We start from the raw sequence: 18562 nt of genomic DNA, 5'->3' as shown, positions 1-18562 counted from the left end.
GTGTCGCGTTGGACTCTCCGAGGATCACAAACCCGGAGATTTCCTGTGAAAACAAATCTCACGCTTGCCATGGTCGCCTTGCTTGCCGGCGCGCCGGCGGCCCTAGCCCAATCCGCCACGCCGGCCGATATACCTGCTGTCGGCCAAACCAAGATCGACACCGAGACCTTCTCCAGAACCGTCCCCAGCGCCAACCGGTTCGAGATTGAAAGCAGCAAGCTGGCCGAACAAAAGAATGTCGCCGCCGACGTGAAGGATTTCGCCTCGCTGATGGTCAGGGATCACACCAAGGCTGGCGAGGATTTCAAGGCAGCTCTCGAACAGAGCCAGATCACGGCCTCGGTGACAGCGAGCGGCCCGGCTTTGCTGCCGAAAGACCAGGCGATGCTGGACCAGCTCAAGAAGCTCGATGGCGATGAATTCCAGGCGAAATACATCCTCCTGCAGACCGAGGCGCACAAGCAGGCGTTGGCGCTGTTTTCAACCTATGCGCAGTCGGGTGAAGACCCGGCGCTGAAGGAATTCGCCAAGAAGACGCTACCAACGCTGCGGATGCACGAAGAGCGCCTAAAGGATCTGGTGGCAGCCCACAGCTAATGCATGTCGTCACCCAAACGCATGCCCCTCGGGCCTGACCCTGGGCCTGACCCGAGATGCGCAGCGGTTTTGGGAAACGCATAAACGAGAACTTAAAGCGCGTCGCGACACGCTTTAAGTTGGCGCTCTCTCAGCTGTTTTTGATCTGCTCGACCGCCGTCGCCAGCAGGTCGTTCATGACGCCGCGAATCTGAACATCCGTCTGGGCGACGCCCGCCGCGTCGAAATCGGCGCGTATTTTGCGCAATACGTCGTCGTCCCCGGCCTCTTCGAAGTCTGCGCGCACCACCTCTTTCGCATAGGCGTCGGCGTCCTCGCCTGACTTGCCGAGCTTTTCGGCGGCCCATAGGCCGAGCAGCTTGTTGCGGCGCGCCATGGCCCTGAACTTCGTGTCCTCGTCCATCGCAAACTTCTTTTCGAAGCCTTCCTGACGGTCTCTCATACTGCTCATAATCTGCCTCGTTCAGGTGTGAGTCTCCGACCTTCATCCGGTGGAGAAGAAGAGCGGCGGTAGGGGCCGAACATGGCGTGCATGGATGTCATAAGCAAGACCGGACCGTTCATTCCGCAGGGCAAACGCTTCGGGTTGGCGCTGCCCCTCACCGCCCTGCCTTTCAGCGTTGGTGGTTGGCGAAAGCCAGCGCGGCATCCAATCTCCCCCCTTGCGGGGGAGATGTCCGGCAGGACAGAACCCATTCCCAACCGGAAACAGCCTGAGGGCGTGGCTATAATCGGTTGACAGGTCGGAGGGACAGTACCCCCCTCTGCCCTGCCGGGCATCTCCCCCGCAAGGGGGGAGATCGGCAGCTTCGCCGGCGGCGCCTGCTGCGGAATGTTTGACGTGTGGTGCCCGGCAGGGGGTTCAGGGGCGGCGCGCCGGCTTCGACAATCGATCGCGTGGCCGATGCCCTTCGCATCGATGTGATTTGACGTTGCCGCGCCGTGACCTACTCTCGATTGGCGGGATGAGCCGAGGAGGCGAGCGATGCAGTCACCTTTCAACGGGATTTGGAGCGTCACGCTGGCAGCGGCAGTGATCCTTGCCGCTGGCACCGCAGCTTACGCCCATCACGGCTGGTCGTGGACCCAGGATGGGTTTTTTGAGCTCCGGGGCAAGATCACAGCCATCTATATCGGCAATCCGCACGCCACATTGGATGTCGACGCCGACGGAGAGGCCTGGCGGGTGGATTTGGCGCCGCCGTCCCGTACCATTGCCGCCGGCTTCACCGAGGAGGTCGCCAAGGTCGGCGACGAGGTGACCGCGATCGGCCACCGCTCGCGCGACGAGACCGAGAAGTGGATGAAAGCAGCCCGCGTCATCGTCAACGGCAAGGCTTATGACGTCTACCCCGACCGCGTGCCGCCGGCTTGAATGGACTGGTACCTCGCCGGCATCGAGCAACTCGCCATCGTAAGGGGGCTAAAAGCCTCCTTCGTCGCCTATCCCATAGTCAATGCGCTGCATATCATGTCGATCGGCGCGCTGCTGACCAGCGTCTGGCTTATGGACCTAAGGATCCTCGGCGCCTTCCGCTCGCTGCCGTACGTGCCGTTCGTCACGCTGCTGCGCCGCACCGCATTTACCGCGTTCGCCGGCGCGCTTGTCACCGGGTCGCTGCTCTTTTCAGTCAGGGCGAGAGAGTATGCGGCGATGCCGATTTTTCTCACCAAGATGACGCTCATACTCCTCGCCGTCGCCAATTTTCTCACCTTCATGCGCCACGCAAAAGGCGGCGACGAGCCGCCCGGCGGTACCGTCACTATCCTGGCTGTGCTCTCGCTGGTGCTGTGGACGTCGGTGCTGTTCGCCGGGCGGTTTATTGGGTTTCTTAACTGAGGCGAGCGGAGGCGATGACCGATTTGGCGGGGCCGGGCAGAGGGCGACCTTTCGTCAAGGTCTTGCATGACCTTGTTTCCTCGGCTGACGTGCAGATCGGTGCGATGGCCGCAACGTGCGCGGGACAGCGCCCCCCTCTGGCCTGCCGGCCATCTCCCCCACTTGGGGGAGATTGGCTAATCGCCTAGGCAAAATACTCCTGCAGCGGGCGCACTTCCAGGTTCCCCGCCCGCAGCGCCGCGATCGCCTCCGCCACTGCCGCAGCGCCCGAGAGCGTCGTGTAATACGGCACCTTCTGCATCAGCGTGGCGCGGCGCAGCGATTTTGAGTCCGACACCGCCTTCTGGCCGTCCGTGGTGTTGAAGACGATCTGCACCTGGCGATTGCGGATGGCGTCCTCGATGTGCGGGCGGCCTTCCAGCACCTTGTTTATTTTCTCGGCAGCGACGCCGTTCTCGGCGAGGAAGCGGGCGGTGCCCGAGGTGGCCATTACCTTGAAACCCTGGCCGGCGAGACGCTTGACCGCCGGCAGGATGCCCTTCTTGTCCTCGTCGCGCACCGAAACGAACAGCGTGCCGGCGCGGGGGAGATCAACACCCGCTCCTAACTGGCTCTTGGCGAAAGCCAGCGCGAAGTCACGGTCGAGGCCCATGACCTCGCCGGTCGAGCGCATTTCCGGGCCGAGCAAGATGTCAACGCCGGGGAAGCGGGCGAAGGGGAACACCGCTTCCTTGACCGCGATGTGGCCGGGATTTCTGGGGTCGGGCATGGCGCCGTAATGAGCGAAGGCGTCTTCCAGGCTCTCGCCGGCCATGATGCGGGCGGCGATCTTTGCGATGGGCCGGCCGATGGTCTTGGCGACGAAGGGCACGGTGCGCGACGCGCGCGGGTTGACCTCCAGCACATAGACGGTGCCGTCCTTGATCGCGTACTGCACGTTCATCAGGCCGCCGACATTGAGTGCGCGGGCAAGTGCGGCCGTCTGGCGCTCCAATTCGTCGACGAGCTCCGACGGCAGCGAGTGCACCGGCAGCGAGCAGGCGCTGTCGCCCGAATGGATGCCGGCCTCCTCGATGTGTTCCAATATGCCGGAGACGAAGGTCGACTTGCCGTCGCACAGGCAGTCGACATCAACCTCGATGGCGCCCGAGAGATAGGTGTCGAACAGCAGCGGGTTCTTGCCCAGCAGTGTGTTGATCTGGCCTGTCTTGTCGTTGGGGTATTTCTGCTTGATGTCCTCCGGCACCAGGCCGGGCACGGTGTCGAGCAGATAGGATTGCAGCATGCTCTCGTCGTGGATGATCTGCATGGCGCGGCCGCCGAGCACATAGGACGGGCGCACCACCAGCGGGAAGCCGAGCTCGCCGGCGACGAGGCGGGCCTGCTCGACCGAATAGGCGATGCCGTTCTTCGGCTGGCTGAGGCCGAGCTTGTGCAACAACTTCTGGAAGCGGTCGCGGTCTTCGGCGAGATCGATCATGTCGGGCGAAGTGCCGAGGATCGGGATGCCGGCCTTCTCCAGCGCATCCGCCAGCTTCAGCGGCGTCTGGCCGCCGAATTGGACGATGACGCCGACCAGCTCGCCCGACGCCTGCTCGGCGCGCAGTATCTCCAAAACGTCCTCCGGCGTCAGCGGCTCGAAATAGAGCCGGTCCGAGGTGTCGTAGTCGGTCGACACGGTCTCCGGGTTGCAGTTGACCATGATCGCCTCGAAGCCGGCGTCGCGCAGCGCAAAGGCGGCGTGGCAGCAGCAATAGTCGAACTCGATGCCCTGGCCGATGCGGTTCGGGCCGCCGCCGAGGATGACGACTTTTTTTCGCGACGAGACTTGCGCCTCGTTGGCGAGCGCGCCGGCGAAGGGCACCTCATAGGTCGAGTACATGTAGGCGGTCGGCGAGGCGAACTCGGCGGCGCAAGTATCAATGCGCTTGTAAACCGGATGAACGTCGAGCTTTTCGCGTATCTTTTGAACCTCTTCGACGTCTTTCCTGACCAGGGACGCGAGGCGGGCATCGGAGAAACCCATCGCCTTCAGCATCCGCAGATTGGCGGCGTCTTCGGGAATGCCGTGCTCGCGAATGCGGGCTTCCATGTTGAGGATGCCGGCGATCTGTTCGAGGAACCACGGGTCGATCTTGCACATGGCGTGCACATCTTCCAGAGAGGTGCCCATGCGGATCGCCTGCGCCACCATGCGCAGCCGGTCGGGCGTCGGCGTGCCGAGGGCAGCGCGAATGGCGTTGCGGTCGTCGGCGTGGCTGGCCGCGCCGTGCGCGATGCCGGGGATCTCGATCTCGTCCAGACCCGTCAGGCCGGTTTCAAGCCCACGCAAAGCCTTCTGCAGCGATTCCTGAAAAGTGCGGCCGATGGCCATGACCTCGCCGACCGACTTCATCGCCGTGGTCAGCACCGGCTCGGCGCCAGGGAATTTCTCGAAGGCAAAGCGCGGGATTTTGGTGACGACGTAATCGATCGACGGCTCGAACGAGGCCGGCGTCGCGCCGCCGGTGATGTCGTTCTCCAACTCGTCCAGCGTGTAGCCGACGGCGAGCTTCGCCGCGATCTTGGCGATCGGAAAGCCGGTCGCCTTGGAGGCGAGAGCCGACGAGCGCGAGACGCGCGGGTTCATCTCGATCACCACCAGGCGGCCGTCGGCGGGGTTGACGGCGAACTGCACGTTGGAGCCGCCGGTCTCGACGCCGATCTCGCGCAGCACCGCGATCGAGGCGTTGCGCATCATCTGGTACTCTTTGTCGGTCAAGGTCAGGGCAGGGGCGACGGTGATCGAATCGCCGGTGTGCACGCCCATCGGGTCGATGTTCTCGATCGAGCAGACGATGATGCAGTTGTCGGCCTTGTCGCGGACAACCTCCATCTCGTACTCCTTCCAGCCGAGCACGCTTTCCTCGATCAGCACTTCGGTGGTCGGCGAGGCGTCGAGGCCGGACTGGACGATCTCGTAGAATTCGGCGCGGTTGTAGGCGATGCCGCCGCCGGTGCCGCCCATGGTGAAGGACGGGCGGATGATGGCGGGCAGGCCGACATGGTCGAGCGCCTGTGCGGCGATCGCCATGCCATGGCTGATGTAGCGCTGCTTGCGGTCGCCCTCGCCGAGGTTCCAGCGCGTTTCGAGCGCGTCGAGCGCGGCGTCGAGGTTTTCGGGCTTCTCGGCCTTCAGCGCGGCGCGTTCGGCCTCGTGCGTCTTGCGGTCGGCATTCTTGACGTCGGTGGCGTTGGCCAGCATCGATTTCGGCGTTTCCAGGCCGATCTTCTTCATCGCCTCGCGAAACAGCGCCCGGTCCTCGGCCTTGTCTATTGCCGTGGCGTCGGCACCGATCATCTCGACATTGTAGCGTTCGAGCACGCCCATGCGGCGCAGCGACAGGGCGGTGTTGAGCGCGGTCTGGCCGCCCATGGTCGGCAGCAGCGCGTCCGGCCGCTCCTTGGCGATGATCTTGGCCACCACTTCCGGCGTGATCGGCTCGATATAGGTGGCGTCGGCCAGTTCCGGGTCGGTCATGATGGTGGCCGGGTTGGAATTGACCAGGATGACGCGAAAACCCTCTTCCTTGAGCGCCTTGCAGGCCTGGGTGCCGGAATAGTCGAATTCGCAGGCCTGACCGATGACAATGGGGCCGGCCCCGATGATCAGGATCGACTTGATGTCGGTGCGTCTTGGCATATCGAGGGTCCGTTCGGCAGGCGGCTTGCACGAAAAACCGGACGGGAAGACCCGGCCGGTTGTGCTCGCGATTCTGGTATCAGGCTAGGAGGGCCTTATAGGGAAGAGTTTTGCCGGATGTAACCCCCTAAAATGCGAGTAGGGCAGTAGGGCAGTAGGGCAGTAGGGCAGTAGGGCAGTAGGGCAGTAGGGCAGTAGGGCAGTAGGGCAGTAGTTCGAGCGCCCTTTAAACATATTGCCCTACTGCCCTACTGCCCTATTCCCCTTAGCCACCAATCCCCCAGCGCCAACTGATCCGTGATCTCGAAGCGTTCGGAAACGCCGACACGGATCATGTTCAGGCTGCCCTCGCGGGTGTAGCGGAACTCGCCTGATGCGTTCGAGCCGGCGGGCCGACCGGCCTGGAATCTGATGACCCGGGTGCCGCCATCGGGCCAGGTCACGGTGATCTCGGCTTTGTCGCCCGTGTGGGCAACGCCTGCCTTGCAACTGGTCATCGGCTGGCCGACATGGCGCGCACAAGGAATCTCGTTGCGGGCACCCAGCGCCGGCGCGGGCCGCCCTGGCGGCTGCAGCCGCGCAACGGTTTGTGCGTTGGCCGGAGGCGCCGCATTGGCGGCGCGATTGCGGATGGGCTTGTCCGCTGCCGCGGGCGCCTGCGCCTCGCCGGCCGAAGGATTTTCGCTGGCAAAAAGCGCCAGGCGGTAAGCATCCTCGATGGCCACTCTGCCGATTGCCTCAACGGCAGTCATCGTGGGTTCGCGACCGGTCGCATCCAGGCGCGCCGTCAGGTCCGGCGGCGGCTGATCTGCAGTTGCCGGGTTCGAGTCGCCGGCTGCAACGGCCGTGCTTTCACCGGTCGCTTCGATATCCACCTCCGCAACTGCCGCCGGATTCTCGGGGTTCAGGTAGCGCGCGGGAGCCCATCCCGCCAGTTGCGGGTTGTCAATTTCTGCGACCTTGCACCAACGATAGCCATTGACGTCGTTGCAGCCGAGATTGTTGACGCTCGTGCCATTCGGCAGCCGAGCCTTGATCTTGCCCATCGCCGATGCCGAGGCGCGGACGTTCAGGAGATCGCCCGGAGCAAGGTCGGTCACGATGGAGACGAAAGGCGCCTCCTCGGCCCTGGCCGGCAGCAGCGCCGTCAGCAGGAGAGGGGCGGCAATCAGCAGCGTCGTCCGGAGCGTAACTGTGCGCCTCATCATTTTGGCCGTGGGCGATAGAAGCATTTCCGAAGGCGCGGCCAGGCACCGAATCGCCACCGCATTCCAGGACGATTTTATAAGCGACGACATGGCGCTATGTAAGCCGGAAAATGCGGCTGGGGAATGGTGTTCGGTCCGCGGCACGAGCAAGCTCAGCGTGCGGCATGAACGCGTTGCGTTCAGCCGGACATGAACGCGTTGCGTTCAGTCGGACATAAATCCGGTGCGCAGCGCGTAGGCCCATTCCGGCCGTCCCGCCTGTTCGGCCTGCCGCGCTGCCGCCTCATGGTCATAGTCGACGGCGATGGCTTCGAAGCGGTCGGAGCGGCCCGGCCCACCCAATTCGACGATGCCGTAGCGTGCATGCGGAGAGCCTTGCTCGGAGACATGCGCCGGTGGCGTGTCGTCGCCATAAGCGGGGCAGCCGATGCTGCCCGGATTGAAGACCACCGGGCCGTCGGGGATACGGATCAGTTCGCTGCGGTGGCTGTGGCCACACAGCACGATGCGGCAAGCGGGATCGAGCGCGGCCAGCCGCCGCTTGATGGCGACCAGCGGCGCGCGCGCCAGCCGGCCGTCGGCCATCGTATCGGTCAGGTATTTTTCGTCATGGTCGGGTCGGGCATGAAAGGCGGTCACGGCTGGGGCGATCTCCAGCGTGAGGGGCAAGGCCAACAGTGCCTCGCGCTGGACCGATGTCAGCCGTTCCTGCGCATAGCGGTCGGACGGCCACATGGCTTCATCCGCGGTATCGCGGGCGACGCGGCGGTCGTGGTTGCCGCGAACTGTCGGCAGGGCGAGCGCTTCAAGCCGCTCCATGGTTTCGCGCGGCCAGAGCGGGCCGGAGACGCAATCGCCGAGATTGACGATGAGGTCAGCACCACCGCGCTGCCGCAGATCGTCGAGCACGGCGTCCAGGGCGAGGATGTTGCCGTGGATATCGGCGAGAACGGCAATGCGCATGGGAAGCTCCGTTGGGTCGACGAATGACGCGTCGGGAAGGGCGGACCTGGCAGGACTTTGGTTGCTCTCCTCTGTTACACCAGGGCTATCGCAGCTGGAAAGCCGAGGCTTTCGCTCTACGATGTACCCCCACCCCTAACCCTCCCCACAAGGGGGAGGGAGACTTCCGCTGGCGCTGAATAGTTGGTTGTGTGCGTCAAGTTCTGCAAAAATTGGCGTGGCATTCAGCGGTGACGTTGGCGTGTCCGCCGCGCGGCGTTCCCTGCCCCTTGTGGGGAGGGTTAGGGTGGGGGCCACCTTCGCAAGATTCCAAAATGCGATTGCCCTGCCTGCTACACGGGGGCGAGTTACGGCCTCAGGCGCGGACTTCGATCTCGGAGGCGCCGACCGCGGGCAGTGCCGGGTCGTCGACGGCAGCGGCAATGACGCTATCGAGCAGGCCGGGAAAGCGGGCATTGAGATCGTCGCGGCGCAGCGTGATCAGCCGGCTGGTGCCGACGACCTCGGTGCGGGTGACGCCAGCCTCGCGCAATTTGGCCAGGTGGTAACTGAGATTGGTCTTTGAGCCGAGATCGAGGAACTGGCTGCAATTCAGCGGCACGCCCTCCTTGCTGGCGAGATAGCGCACGATGGCCAGCCGGGTGGGATCGCCGAGCACGGCAAGCACGTTCGGCAGGCTGATCTGGTCGGCGGTGGGGTGGGGCAGCGTCATGCCGGAGAACTAAGCGCAATCAGGGCCGATTTCAACGCATCTCCTCCTGGTGGATGCCCTCAGTTTCCACCTCCCGCTACCTTGTCCTGACATGGGGCTGTCAGCAGGGTTCGGTTATTCTCGGACGGCTCATTGACAACATGCGCCATTATGTACAATTGTTCAATAACTTTTGAACTAAGGATTTCACTATGGACAAGCGCCTCTTCTGGCTTGCGCTCGGATCATTCACGATCGCGACCGAAGGCTTCGTCATTTCAAGCCTGCTGCCCGACATCGCGGCCGATGCCGCCATCTCCGTTCCACTCGCCGGCACGCTGATCACCGCCTTCGCGCTCGCCTATGCGCTCGGCGCGCCGATCCTGGCGACGCTGACCGGCGAATGGGACCGGCGACGCGTCATCTTGTGGACGCTGGTGTTTTTCGTGCTGGGCAACCTGGCAGCGGCGCTCAGTTCCTCCTTCGAACTGCTGCTGATCGCGCGCATCGTCATGGCGCTGTCGTCCGGCCTGTTTGCGGCGACGGCGCAGGGGACGGCCGTGGCGCTTGTCGATGATCATCACCGCGCCCGCGCCATTGCCGTCGTCGTCGGCGGCACTACGGTGGCGGTGGCGGTCGGCGCACCGCTCGGCGCGCTTGTCGCGACGGTTGCCGGCTGGCGCGGCACGTTCTTTGCCATCGCCGGGCTCGGCGCACTGGCCGGCGCAATCCTGTGGTACCGGCTGCCGCGCGGCATCGTCGGCACCAAGCTGCCGCTCAGGCAGCGGCTGGCCGCAACGCTTCGCCCCGGCGTGCCGTCGATCCTGCTGACTACACTTTTGGCGCTCACCGGCGCCTTCACGGTCTTTGCCTTTGTCGCGCCGCTAGCCATCGAAGGTGGCGGCTTGAGCCCGATCGCGCTGCCCGGCATGCTGCTTGCCTTCGGCGTCGGCGCCGTCATCGGCAACATTGCCGGCGGGCAGGCCGCCGACCGCTTCGGCGCGACGCGCACCGTCAGCTGGTCGCTGGCGCTGAGTGCCGTCATGCTGGTGATGCTTTCGGTCATTCCGGCCCTCCTGCCGCACAGCATCGCCGGGCCGGCGCTGATGGCCATGATGGTGCCGTGGGGCATCGTCGGCTGGGCCTTCCCGCCGGCGCAGGCCAGCCGCATCATCAGGCTGGCGCCCGACGCAGCGCCCATCGTGCTGTCGCTCAACGCTTCGGCGCTCTATCTCGGCGTGGCGCTGGGCGCCGTCGTCGGCGGCGCGGTGCTGCGCTATGGCGCGCCGGCTGATCTCGGCCTGGTCGCAGCGGTGTTCCCGATCCTGGGTCTTGGCGTCATGCTGGCCGGCCACCGGGCCGCCCGGGCGGTGGCCATGCCGGCGGAGTAAAGGGAGATCGCAGAAGCGTGGCGCTGTCCTGATCGCGCTGCCAGGCAGAATTTGGGCTCCTCTCCCCCCACTCACATCTAGCCGAGCAAGGAACCCAGGTCCTGCAACCCCACACTACTTCCAGGTCCGGCGCCTCTCGATCTCGGCTTCGGATGGCTGTTGCTGGGCGAACGATCCAGTCTTGATCTCACCGGCACGTTCATAGCTCGCTATGATGACGCCGGTGGTCGATGCCTGTGAGCGGTTCAGCTTGAAAGCCGCCGGGATTGCGCCGCTGCCAAACAGCCGCTTGCCCTTGCCCAGCACCAGCGGGAAGGTCAGCAGGCTAATCTCGTCGATCAGGTCGTTGGCGAGCAAGGTCTGGATGAGTTCGCTCGATCCCTGGATGAGCAGGTCCGGCCCGTCCTCCTGCTTGAGCTGGCGCAGGGTAGCCACGGCATCGTCGCCAAGCGACTGGCTGTTTTGCCACGACAGCGTGTCGGGCCGGTGGGTGGCCACATATTTGGTGACGGCGTTGAAACGGTCGGCGATCGGATCGTCTTTCTGGTACGGCCAATGCGCGGCGAAGATGTCGTAGGTCTTGCGGCCGAGGAGCAGCGCGAAGGGTTTTGCGAAGGTCTCACCAATAAAGGCGCCCCCGACGTCGTCCCAGTAATGGAACGTCCAGCCACCGAATTCGAAGCCGCCGACCGGGTCTTCTTGCGGCCCACCGGGCGCCTGCATGACGCCGTCGAGGCTGACGAATGTCGCAGTGGTGATCTTCCTCATTGGATTCTCCTTTAATCATCCGAGCCGTTGCCGCCGGATTTCGGCCAAAGGACGTGCGAGCGGACGCCTGCCCGACAGGGCCGGAAAATTTCTGGGCTCCGGCGCATGTCGAGCGGCAAGCACGGGACGCCTCGACGCGGCGACGTCATTGCGACCGCCTGCCGCCAACACTTTGCGACGAGAACCAGACGTCGCCGATGACGGCGGTGGCGGTGCGGTCCGGTGCCTTGTCGGCCGTCAGCCAGATCTTGCGGCTGCGTGCCGCCTTGTCACGGTGAATTTTCGTCGAGGCCGCCGAGGCGCCGATGCAAGGGATAAACCATGATCGCATGAACGGATCGCAGGCAAAGCCCTTATCCGTGCGTGTCACCATCACCGCGAGGCCAATGCGCTCGGCCGGACGCCACGGAAAGACCATGCGGCCGCCGGGCTTCTGCGCCTTCAGCCATTCGGCTGCGGGTGCCGCAACGCCGGCATTGACATAGATGATGTCGGACGGTGGCAGGCCGCCGACGACCGCATCGCCATGGATGACGGTCACATTGCCATAGGCTTCGAGATTCTTTCTTGCACGGTCGGCGAGACCGGAATCCAGTTCGAAGGCGGTGACTGCGCCGCCCGGCGAAACCAGTTTCGCCAGCAGAGCTGTGTAATAGCCGGTGCCGGCGCCGACATGAGTGACGACCTCGCCGGGTTTTGGCGCCACCTTGCCGATCCACATGGCATGCAGGAACGGCTCGCCATTGTTGATGCCCTTTTCGGTGTCGAGTGACACCAGCACGTTCTGATAGATGTGAACAGGATCGGCGCTCGGCGTTTCTACCTTGCCGTTGCCGGCGACGACCGTCCACGGGCCGGGCCCGAGAAAAGCTTCGCGCGGCACCGCGGCGAACACGTCCTCGAGACGCGGATCGGCCGAACCTGCATTGGCAGCCATCAGTCGCGCGTAGAATTTTCGGGCTTCGGCAATTCTGGTCATGTCGCGTGAGAAGATAGCGCGATTGACCGAATTGTCGTGCAGCTTGTCGCCGACCTGATCGAGAACGGCAACTAGGCCCGCCAGGTCGACATCGCGGCGCGGCTCGGCGTCGCCCAGCCGACGGTGGCCAAGATGCTGACGCGGCCGACAGTCCTGCCGGAACCGCCGCGCTGCCGCGGCGTTTGAGATCGTGCCAGCAATTGGCGCGAGACCGAGGAGGATACGATGGGCGTTGAACAGGCACCGACAGCGAAGGGCAAGCAAGCGGCCAAGGGATTGAAGCAGGCTGCGGCGAAGGACGAACGCAAGACCGAAGCGGATACTGGACGCCCGCTCAAGAAGGGCGGGGCCCGCTTCGAGGAGCGCTCGAAAAGCTCTGACGGCAAGAGCGCGGGCACCAAGCAGAAGATCTGAGCGTGACCGACAAGTCCAAGACCAAAAAAAAGCGCCGGCAGGGCTCTCAGCCGCGGGTGTCGTGCAGGGACTGACCCCAGAACCGGCGGCCCCTTGATGCGAAAAATACTGTGACTTGGCGCAACCATTGGGATAATTGTTTGTTGGGTCGGATCGGGCCATGAGATCGGCAAGATACCGGTACGTGCATCGCGGGGAGTTGCCATGCTCTGGAAAGGTCGTCGTCAAAGTGACAACGTCGAGGACCAACGCGGCCAGGGCGGCGGGCTCAACCTGCCGCGCGGCGGCCCCGGCCGTCTCCGCATCCCGATCGGCGGCCGCTCCGGCGGCGGAATGTCGCTGTCGACCATCATCATTCTCGTGGTCCTCTATTTCGGGCTGAAGGCCATCGGCATCGACCCGCTTCAGATCCTGGCCGGTGGCGGCTTGGTGCCGGGTGGCGGCGGTCAGATCACCGACAACAGCGGAGAACAGGGCGGTGGCACCGGGGCGCCCGCCTCCGACGAGATGAAGCAGTTCGTTTCGACCGTCCTGGCCGAGACCGAGGACACCTGGACCGGCATTTTCCAGGCCGAGGGCCTGACCTACGAGGACCCCAAGTTGGTCCTGTTCAGCGGCCAAATCCGTTCGGCTTGCGGCTTCGCCTCGTCCGCGGCCGGCCCGTTCTACTGCCCCGGCGACCGCAAGGTCTATCTCGACACCACCTTCTTCCAGCAGCTCGACCAGCAATTCGGCGCTTCGGGCGATTTTGCCCAGGCCTATGTGATCGCGCATGAGGTCGGCCACCATGTCCAGAACCTCACCGGCATCCTGCCCAAGTTCAACCAGATGCGGCAGCAGATGGGCGAGGCCGAGGCCAACCAAATGTCGGTGCAGGTCGAGCTCCAGGCGGATTGCTTTGCCGGCGTCTGGGCGCATTTCACCGGGCAGAAAGGCATTCTGGAACAGGGCGACATGGACGAGGCGCTGAACGCCGCCCAGCAGATCGGCGACGACACGATGCAGAAAAAGATGCAGGGCTATGTCGTGCCGGAAAGCTTCAACCATGGCACCTCGCAGCAGCGTCAAACCTGGCTGGCACGCGGCTACAAGAGCGGCAAGCTGTCGGACTGCGATACCTTCAACACCCCGATCTGAGGTGTTTGGGCTCTCGTTGAAATGGCGTTGAAAGCGGCGGCGGTGCAGCCGCGCTCATGTGAAAATTCCTGGCCTGTTCCCTTATTGTTCTGTGGGGCTTGCTCGCCTATAACGAGCTTTCCGCCGTCGCTGCGAGGCGGCTCCAGGAGTCGATACCGCCATGATCGAAGCCAAAACCGCCAGGCGGGGCCTTGCGCTTGTTTTCACCACGCTGCTGCTCGACATCACCGGCATCGGCATCATCATGCCGGTGCTGCCGGCCTATCTGCAGGAACTGACCGGCGTCGGGGTCAGCGAAGCGGCGATCGAAGGCGGCTGGCTGTTCTTCGTCTATGCGGCCATGCAGTTCCTGTTCGCGCCGCTGGTCGGCAATCTCAGCGACCGCTTCGGCCGTCGTCCGATCCTGCTGGCCTCGGTGCTGACCTTCGCCGTCGACAATCTGATCTGCGCGGTGGCCTGGTCCTATTGGGTCCTGTTCATCGGCCGGGTGCTGGCCGGCATCAGCGGCGCCAGCTATTCGACCGCCTCCGCCTTCATCGCCGATGTCAGCACCGACGAGAACAGGGCGAAGAATTTCGGCCTGCTTGGCATCGCCTTCGGGGTCGGTTTCGTCATCGGCCCGGTGCTGGGCGGGTTGCTCGGCGAATTCGGGCCGCGCGTGCCGTTCTGGGGCGCGGCGGTGCTTGCTCTGATCAACTTCATCGTCGGCTGGTTCTTCCTGCCGGAAACGCTCGAGCAGCATCACCGGCGCCGCTTCGAATGGCGCCGCGCCAATCCTCTCGGCGCCCTGAAGCAGATGCGCAATTACAAGGGGATCGGCTGGATCGGGCTGGTGTTCTTCCTGATGACGCTCGGCCACATGATGTACCCTGCCGTGTGGTCGTTCGTCGGCAGCTACCGCTACGGCTGGAGCGAACAGCAGATCGGCTTCTCGCTCGGCGTCTTCGGCCTCGGCGGGGCATTGGTGATGGGTTTTGTCCTGCCGCGCGTCATTCCACGGCTCGGCGAATGGCGGACCGCCGCCATCGGTCTTGCTTTTACCGCGCTCGCCGCCTTCGGCTATGCCGCGGCGTGGAAGGGCTGGATGATCTATGCGGTGATCGTGGCGACCTGCCTCGAGGCGCTGGCCGATCCGCCGCTGCGGAGCCTGGCGGCAGCCAAGGTGCCGCCCTCCGCGCAGGGCGAATTGCAAGGTGCGATGACCAGCGTGTTTTCGATCACCAGCATCATAACGCCGCTGCTTTATACGGGAATCTTCGCCTGGTTCACCGGGCCGAGCGCGCCGGTGACGTTCGGCGGCGCGCCCTTTGTGCTCGGCGGTATCTTTCTCGCCCTGTCGCTGGTGGCTTTCGTGCTTAGGGTCGAAAGACCGGCCGCGGTGAAAGATGTCAGGACCGCGACGGTGGCCTAAAGCGTGTCGCGTTTGAACGGATTCATGCGACGCGCTTTAAGTTCTGGTTTTGATGCATCTCGTTATCGCAAAACCGCTGCGCACCCTCGGGTCACACCCGGGGTCAGGCCCGAGGGCATGCTTTGCGCGACATGCATTGGGGCATGCCCTAGGGTTCAATCCACTGCCGCGGAATATCCAGTGCCTTCGTCAGCAGCGCCCTGGTCTGCGCCGATGGTTTTCGGCGATTGGACTCAAGATCCGACAGGAAACCCTGGCTGACGCCGATCGTGGCCGCCAATTCGGCCTGCGTCAGCCGCCGCCAGTTGCGCAGCGCCTTGAGCCGGCTGGAGCCCCGCAAAATTTCCATTGTCACGTCCGCGGGCAGGGGTTTTTCCGTTTTGAGATCAGCCTTTCGCTCGTCGTAGATCGCCACATCGGCAGCGTCTTCAAGAGCCTCTTCGGCCGCGTGCAACAGAGCCTCGTAGTCCGCTTTTGGGATAACGACAAGTTCTTCGCCAGTTGGCGTCGTTATGATTTGGGGGGCGTTCATGATGTCCTGTCCTGCTATCACCGACGGTAGGTTGTCGTTTCTCGTTTGCCGATGTAGATCGCGAGGATCGTCGTGCGGTCTTCATCGAATATGATCCGGTAGCGACCGATCCGCAGTCTGTAGCCGTCCCTGCCGGCAAGGCGCTTGATATCTCCCCGCCCGCTGACGGCATAGGAGATCAGGCCTTCGGAGACCTGCTCGCGGACATCTGTCGGCAGGTTGTCGAGATCGCGAGCCGCCGATACCGAGAGGATAATCGTCTTCACGGTGATGATATCGCAGATTTATCGCCGAAAGTTAAGCGATATTATTGCCGAGACTTCTCGCGTACAGATAGTCAGCGCTCTGCCAGCGCCGGCTCGCCGCGCTTTTCGCGGATGAGATTGACGAAGCGGCGGAACAGATAATGCGAGTCCTGCGGGCCCGGCGAGGCTTCGGGATGGTGCTGGACCGAAAACACCGGCCTGCCGGTCAGGGTGATGCCGCAGTTCGAGCCGTCGAACAGCGAGACATGGGTTTCTTCGACGCCCGTGGGCAACGAGCCGGCATCGACGGCAAAGCCGTGGTTCATCGAGACGATCTCAACCTTGCCGGTGGTGTGATCCTTGACCGGATGATTGGCGCCGTGATGGCCTTGATGCATTTTGGCGGTCTTGCCGCCAAGCGCCAGCGCCAGCATCTGGTGGCCGAGGCAGATGCCGAAGACCGGGATGTCGGTCTTCAGCAAGTCCTGGATGACCGGAACGGCATAGTCGCCGGTGGCTTCCGGGTCGCCGGGACCGTTGGAGAGAAAGATGCCGTCGGGCCGCATGGCGAGGATATCCTCGGCGCCGGTGTTGGCCGGCACTACGGTGACCTTGGCGCCCAGGCCGGCAAGCAGGCGCAATATGTTGCGTTTTACGCCGTAGTCGATGGCGACGACATGCATGGACGGATCGGTCTGTTCGCCAAAGCCCTCGTCCCAGACCCACGGCGTCTCGCGCCAGACCGAGGACTGGCCGGAAGTGACGTCCTTGGCCAGGTCAAGCCCGATCAGGCCGGACCAGGCAGCGGCGCGGCGTTTCAGCTCCTCGATGTCGAAGATGCCGTCGGGCGCGTGCGCGATGACGGCGTTGGGCATGCCCTTTTCGCGGATCAGCGCGGTCAGCGCCCGGGTGTCGATGCCCGAAAGCGCCACGATGCCACGTTTCTTCAGCCATTGGTCGAGACCAGAAGCGGCGCGATAGCTGGATGGATTGGTGACGTCGGCCTTGAACACGGCGCCGACTGCGCCGGCGCGGGCAACCGGGTTGAGATCCTCGATGTCCTCGTCATTGGTGCCGATATTGCCGATATGCGGAAAGGTGAAGGTGACGATCTGGCCGGCATAGGACGGGTCGGTGAGGATTTCCTGATAGCCTGTCAGCGCGGTGTTGAAGCAGACTTCGGCGACGGCGGAGCCAGTGGCGCCAAGGCCGCGGCCCTCGATGACGGTGCCGTCGGCCAGCACCAGCAAGGCGGTCGGCTTCTCGGTGGCCCAAGGGGGGGTCGACGCGGCGGTCATCGTTGCCATGGCGGCACTCCTAAAGGCTGCGTCCTTCAATCGGTCCGGCGAACCATTCTGCGCAGCAAACCGCGCGCAGCGGCGATTTCGCAGCCAGCGCGCGCAACAAAAACTCAGTTCATGCAAGGCCCAGTACATAGGGGAAGGCGCCAGAGCGGTCAATGACGCTACGCCCGCAGGCGCGATTTATTTCGTCGAACAATATCAGCGGTTTGCCGGGCGGCGTCGAATTTGCCTTGGGCTTTCGGCACGGCTATTGTCCGTCGCATTCGAAGGAGAAAGCATCATGCGCGGCAAAATCGCCGAATCCCTGAAGAGCGCGATGAAGGCGCAGGACAAGCGCCGGCTGCCGACATTGCGGTTGATCCAGGCGGCCATTCACGATCGCGACATCGCCAATCGCGGCGCCGGCAAGGAGCCGGCCAGCGACGACGAGATCCTGCAGATACTGGCCAAGATGGTGAAGCAGCGCGAGGAGTCGGCCAAGGCTTTCGACGACGGCAAGCGGCCGGAGCTTGCCGCGCAGGAGCGCGACGAGATGGCCATCATCCGCGATTTCCTGCCGACACAACTGGGCCAGGCCGAGACCGAAACGGCGATCCGCGCCGCCATCGCCGAGACCGGCGCCAGCGGCGTCAAGGACATGGCCAAGGTTATGGCCGTGCTCAAGGAGAAATACGCCGGCCAGATGGATTTCTCCAAGGCGAGCGGCATCGTCAAGGGACTGCTGCAGTAGGATTTTGCCGCTGCAGCGAGCTCGTAAGGCATTGGAGGAGGCGACAGCGAGGCACCAGCCCTGGGCCGCATATGATTGATTCTCAGGCGCTCTTCGGTTTCTGAGAGCGGGCGGGGCGGGCGGCAGCTCGCACCGACAGGTTCAGTGCCACGGCGGCGCGAATGAGCGCCTTCAGCGCCTCGTCATCGATCGTGTCGCCCTCATGGATGTCGATGGCGCGCCTGGTGTTGCCTTCGAGGCTGGAGTTGAAGAGGCCAGAAGGGTCCTCCAGCGAGGCGCCCTTGGCGAAGGTCATTTTCACGACATTCTTGTAGGTCTCACCGGTGCAGATAATTCCGGCGTGTTCCCACACTGGAACCCCTCTCCACTTCCACGCCTCGACCACTTCGGGATCGACCTGCTTGATGAGGGTTCGGATCCGAGCGAGCATCTCGCCCCGCCAATCGCTCAGCTCGTTGATTCTCGCATCTATCAACTGAGAGGGAGTGTCTCCTCCTGCTCCCTCCGTCGAGCCGCCCTTCTTCATGGCTGTTGTCGCTTTGGTCATGATTGGTCCCAGTGGCTTTGTGCACGTCGGCGTCTGGCGTCTCACGACGGCATCGATACGACGAGCCGTTTGCCGTTCCGGCGCGGGCAACAAACTCTCGACGTCGAGGAGGAACCTTCGTCG

The 18562-nt window shown here is 63.9% G+C and carries 20 protein-coding genes and 1 pseudogene; 10 read left to right on the top strand and 11 right to left on the bottom strand.

The annotated features are described in order from the left end of the window. Positions 1 to 45: 45 nt before the first annotated feature. Positions 46 to 597, top strand: a complete 552-nt coding sequence (locus AC0L17_RS25595) for a DUF4142 domain-containing protein (protein ID WP_473517848.1) — start codon at positions 46 to 48, stop codon at positions 595 to 597. A gap of 130 nt (positions 598 to 727) precedes the next feature. Here the strand turns inward: AC0L17_RS25595 and AC0L17_RS25590 are convergent, their stop codons facing one another. Beyond that, positions 728 to 1048, bottom strand: coding sequence for a DUF1476 domain-containing protein (locus tag AC0L17_RS25590; protein WP_287347017.1), 321 nt, complete (start codon positions 1046 to 1048; stop codon positions 728 to 730). Between the two features lie 534 nt (positions 1049 to 1582). Here AC0L17_RS25590 and AC0L17_RS25585 point away from each other — a divergent pair. Together AC0L17_RS25585 and AC0L17_RS25580 are read left to right on the top strand one after the other, a co-directional pair. Then, positions 1583 to 1972: a DUF6152 family protein gene (locus tag AC0L17_RS25585; protein ID WP_473517847.1), complete on the top strand. Its 390-nt coding sequence runs from the start codon at positions 1583 to 1585 to the stop codon at positions 1970 to 1972. After that, positions 1973 to 2437, top strand: a complete 465-nt coding sequence (locus AC0L17_RS25580) for a hypothetical protein (protein ID WP_473517846.1) — start codon at positions 1973 to 1975, stop codon at positions 2435 to 2437. It begins immediately after the preceding gene. A 184-nt stretch (positions 2438 to 2621) separates the two neighbouring features. Here AC0L17_RS25580 and carB read toward each other — a convergent pair whose 3' ends face one another. Beyond that, a complete protein-coding gene (gene carB / locus AC0L17_RS25575) occupies positions 2622 to 6119 on the bottom strand; it encodes a carbamoyl-phosphate synthase large subunit (protein WP_091595024.1) in 3498 nt (1165 codons plus the stop codon). A 248-nt stretch (positions 6120 to 6367) separates the two neighbouring features. Beyond that, positions 6368 to 7324, bottom strand: a complete 957-nt coding sequence (locus AC0L17_RS25570; RefSeq protein WP_473517845.1) for an SH3 domain-containing protein — start codon at positions 7322 to 7324, stop codon at positions 6368 to 6370. Between AC0L17_RS25570 and AC0L17_RS25565 the strand changes: the two genes are divergently transcribed. Beyond that, positions 7221 to 7520: a hypothetical protein gene (locus tag AC0L17_RS25565; protein ID WP_473517882.1), complete on the top strand. Its 300-nt coding sequence runs from the start codon at positions 7221 to 7223 to the stop codon at positions 7518 to 7520. The genes AC0L17_RS25570 and AC0L17_RS25565 overlap by 104 nt on opposite strands. Positions 7521 to 7531: 11 nt before the next feature. Here the strand turns inward: AC0L17_RS25565 and AC0L17_RS25560 are convergent, their stop codons facing one another. Together AC0L17_RS25560 and AC0L17_RS25555 are read right to left on the bottom strand one after the other, a co-directional pair. Continuing rightward, complete coding sequence (locus AC0L17_RS25560) at positions 7532 to 8290, bottom strand: metallophosphoesterase family protein (protein WP_473517844.1); 759 nt, start codon at positions 8288 to 8290, stop codon at positions 7532 to 7534. A 355-nt stretch (positions 8291 to 8645) separates the two neighbouring features. After that, positions 8646 to 9002: an ArsR/SmtB family transcription factor gene (locus tag AC0L17_RS25555; protein WP_027151146.1), complete on the bottom strand. Its 357-nt coding sequence runs from the start codon at positions 9000 to 9002 to the stop codon at positions 8646 to 8648. Positions 9003 to 9193: 191 nt separating this feature from the next. Here AC0L17_RS25555 and AC0L17_RS25550 point away from each other — a divergent pair, with 191 nt between their 5' ends. Next, positions 9194 to 10372: an MFS transporter gene (locus tag AC0L17_RS25550; RefSeq protein WP_473517843.1), complete on the top strand. Its 1179-nt coding sequence runs from the start codon at positions 9194 to 9196 to the stop codon at positions 10370 to 10372. A 114-nt stretch (positions 10373 to 10486) separates the two neighbouring features. Here the strand turns inward: AC0L17_RS25550 and AC0L17_RS25545 are convergent, their stop codons facing one another. Beyond that, positions 10487 to 11140 (bottom strand): dihydrofolate reductase family protein, encoded by a 654-nt coding sequence (locus AC0L17_RS25545; RefSeq protein ID WP_473517842.1) that lies wholly within the window; start codon positions 11138 to 11140, stop codon positions 10487 to 10489. A gap of 145 nt (positions 11141 to 11285) precedes the next feature. Continuing rightward, positions 11286 to 12077 carry a protein-L-isoaspartate O-methyltransferase family protein gene (locus AC0L17_RS25540; protein ID WP_473517841.1) on the bottom strand — a complete coding sequence of 264 codons (792 nt, stop codon included), beginning with the start codon at positions 12075 to 12077 and terminating at the stop codon, positions 11286 to 11288. A 78-nt stretch (positions 12078 to 12155) separates the two neighbouring features. On the opposite strand from AC0L17_RS25540, the pseudogene AC0L17_RS25535 reads away from it, so the two are divergent. The 4 genes and pseudogenes from AC0L17_RS25535 to AC0L17_RS25520 form a co-directional block, all read left to right on the top strand. Beyond that, positions 12156 to 12263: pseudogene (locus tag AC0L17_RS25535) on the top strand (manganese-binding transcriptional regulator MntR); the annotation flags it as partial. A gap of 81 nt (positions 12264 to 12344) precedes the next feature. Next, entirely contained in the window at positions 12345 to 12533 is a 189-nt protein-coding gene (locus AC0L17_RS25530; protein ID WP_023799765.1) for a hypothetical protein, read from the top strand. A 204-nt stretch (positions 12534 to 12737) separates the two neighbouring features. After that, entirely contained in the window at positions 12738 to 13670 is a 933-nt protein-coding gene (gene ypfJ, locus AC0L17_RS25525; RefSeq protein ID WP_091595030.1) for a KPN_02809 family neutral zinc metallopeptidase, read from the top strand. A gap of 160 nt (positions 13671 to 13830) precedes the next feature. Beyond that, positions 13831 to 15081: a TCR/Tet family MFS transporter gene (locus tag AC0L17_RS25520; RefSeq protein ID WP_473517840.1), complete on the top strand. Its 1251-nt coding sequence runs from the start codon at positions 13831 to 13833 to the stop codon at positions 15079 to 15081. 148 nt (positions 15082 to 15229) lie between these two features. Here the strand turns inward: AC0L17_RS25520 and AC0L17_RS25515 are convergent, their stop codons facing one another. The 3 genes from AC0L17_RS25515 to carA form a co-directional block, all read right to left on the bottom strand. Continuing rightward, positions 15230 to 15613 carry a helix-turn-helix domain-containing protein gene (locus tag AC0L17_RS25515; protein ID WP_473517839.1) on the bottom strand — a complete coding sequence of 128 codons (384 nt, stop codon included), beginning with the start codon at positions 15611 to 15613 and terminating at the stop codon, positions 15230 to 15232. Between the two features lie 17 nt (positions 15614 to 15630). After that, the gene (locus AC0L17_RS25510) at positions 15631 to 15879 is read right to left on the bottom strand and encodes a type II toxin-antitoxin system RelE family toxin (RefSeq protein ID WP_027151153.1); all 249 of its coding nucleotides are present in this window, start codon (positions 15877 to 15879) and stop codon (positions 15631 to 15633) included. Positions 15880 to 15950: 71 nt separating this feature from the next. Then, complete coding sequence (gene carA, locus AC0L17_RS25505; protein WP_473517838.1) at positions 15951 to 17165, bottom strand: glutamine-hydrolyzing carbamoyl-phosphate synthase small subunit; 1215 nt, start codon at positions 17163 to 17165, stop codon at positions 15951 to 15953. 277 nt (positions 17166 to 17442) lie between these two features. Here carA and AC0L17_RS25500 point away from each other — a divergent pair, with 277 nt between their 5' ends. Further along, on the top strand, positions 17443 to 17892 hold the full coding sequence (locus tag AC0L17_RS25500) for a GatB/YqeY domain-containing protein (protein WP_473517837.1): 450 nt from the start codon (positions 17443 to 17445) through the stop codon (positions 17890 to 17892). Between the two features lie 82 nt (positions 17893 to 17974). On the opposite strand, the gene AC0L17_RS25495 is transcribed toward AC0L17_RS25500, so the two are convergent. Continuing rightward, positions 17975 to 18439 carry a DUF1801 domain-containing protein gene (locus AC0L17_RS25495; RefSeq protein WP_473511461.1) on the bottom strand — a complete coding sequence of 155 codons (465 nt, stop codon included), beginning with the start codon at positions 18437 to 18439 and terminating at the stop codon, positions 17975 to 17977. Positions 18440 to 18562 lie beyond the last annotated feature (123 nt).

It is taken from the genome of Mesorhizobium sp. WSM4829 (genome assembly GCF_055811475.1).
The sequence above is the reverse complement of the archived record's forward strand: the minus strand, read 5'-3'. Positions and strand labels throughout refer to the sequence as shown.

Excerpts from the sequence above, each read along its gene's own strand:
- AC0L17_RS25590 (WP_287347017.1), bottom strand. The coding sequence starts at position 1,048 with ATGAGCAGTATGAGAGACCGTCAGGAAGGCTTCGAAAAGAAGTTTGCG.
- AC0L17_RS25585 (WP_473517847.1), top strand. The coding sequence starts at position 1,583 with ATGCAGTCACCTTTCAACGGGATTTGGAGCGTCACGCTGGCAGCGGCA.
- AC0L17_RS25580 (WP_473517846.1), top strand. The coding sequence starts at position 1,973 with ATGGACTGGTACCTCGCCGGCATCGAGCAACTCGCCATCGTAAGGGGG.
- carB (WP_091595024.1), bottom strand. The coding sequence starts at position 6,119 with ATGCCAAGACGCACCGACATCAAGTCGATCCTGATCATCGGGGCCGGC.
- AC0L17_RS25565 (WP_473517882.1), top strand. The coding sequence starts at position 7,221 with ATGGAGACGAAAGGCGCCTCCTCGGCCCTGGCCGGCAGCAGCGCCGTC.
- AC0L17_RS25570 (WP_473517845.1), bottom strand. The coding sequence starts at position 7,324 with ATGAGGCGCACAGTTACGCTCCGGACGACGCTGCTGATTGCCGCCCCT.
- AC0L17_RS25560 (WP_473517844.1), bottom strand. The coding sequence starts at position 8,290 with ATGCGCATTGCCGTTCTCGCCGATATCCACGGCAACATCCTCGCCCTG.
- AC0L17_RS25555 (WP_027151146.1), bottom strand. The coding sequence starts at position 9,002 with ATGACGCTGCCCCACCCCACCGCCGACCAGATCAGCCTGCCGAACGTG.
- AC0L17_RS25550 (WP_473517843.1), top strand. The coding sequence starts at position 9,194 with ATGGACAAGCGCCTCTTCTGGCTTGCGCTCGGATCATTCACGATCGCG.
- AC0L17_RS25545 (WP_473517842.1), bottom strand. The coding sequence starts at position 11,140 with ATGAGGAAGATCACCACTGCGACATTCGTCAGCCTCGACGGCGTCATG.
- AC0L17_RS25540 (WP_473517841.1), bottom strand. The coding sequence starts at position 12,077 with ATGGCTGCCAATGCAGGTTCGGCCGATCCGCGTCTCGAGGACGTGTTC.
- AC0L17_RS25530 (WP_023799765.1), top strand. The coding sequence starts at position 12,345 with ATGGGCGTTGAACAGGCACCGACAGCGAAGGGCAAGCAAGCGGCCAAG.
- ypfJ (WP_091595030.1), top strand. The coding sequence starts at position 12,738 with ATGCTCTGGAAAGGTCGTCGTCAAAGTGACAACGTCGAGGACCAACGC.
- AC0L17_RS25520 (WP_473517840.1), top strand. The coding sequence starts at position 13,831 with ATGATCGAAGCCAAAACCGCCAGGCGGGGCCTTGCGCTTGTTTTCACC.
- AC0L17_RS25515 (WP_473517839.1), bottom strand. The coding sequence starts at position 15,613 with ATGAACGCCCCCCAAATCATAACGACGCCAACTGGCGAAGAACTTGTC.
- carA (WP_473517838.1), bottom strand. The coding sequence starts at position 17,165 with ATGGCAACGATGACCGCCGCGTCGACCCCCCCTTGGGCCACCGAGAAG.
- AC0L17_RS25500 (WP_473517837.1), top strand. The coding sequence starts at position 17,443 with ATGCGCGGCAAAATCGCCGAATCCCTGAAGAGCGCGATGAAGGCGCAG.
- AC0L17_RS25495 (WP_473511461.1), bottom strand. The coding sequence starts at position 18,439 with ATGACCAAAGCGACAACAGCCATGAAGAAGGGCGGCTCGACGGAGGGA.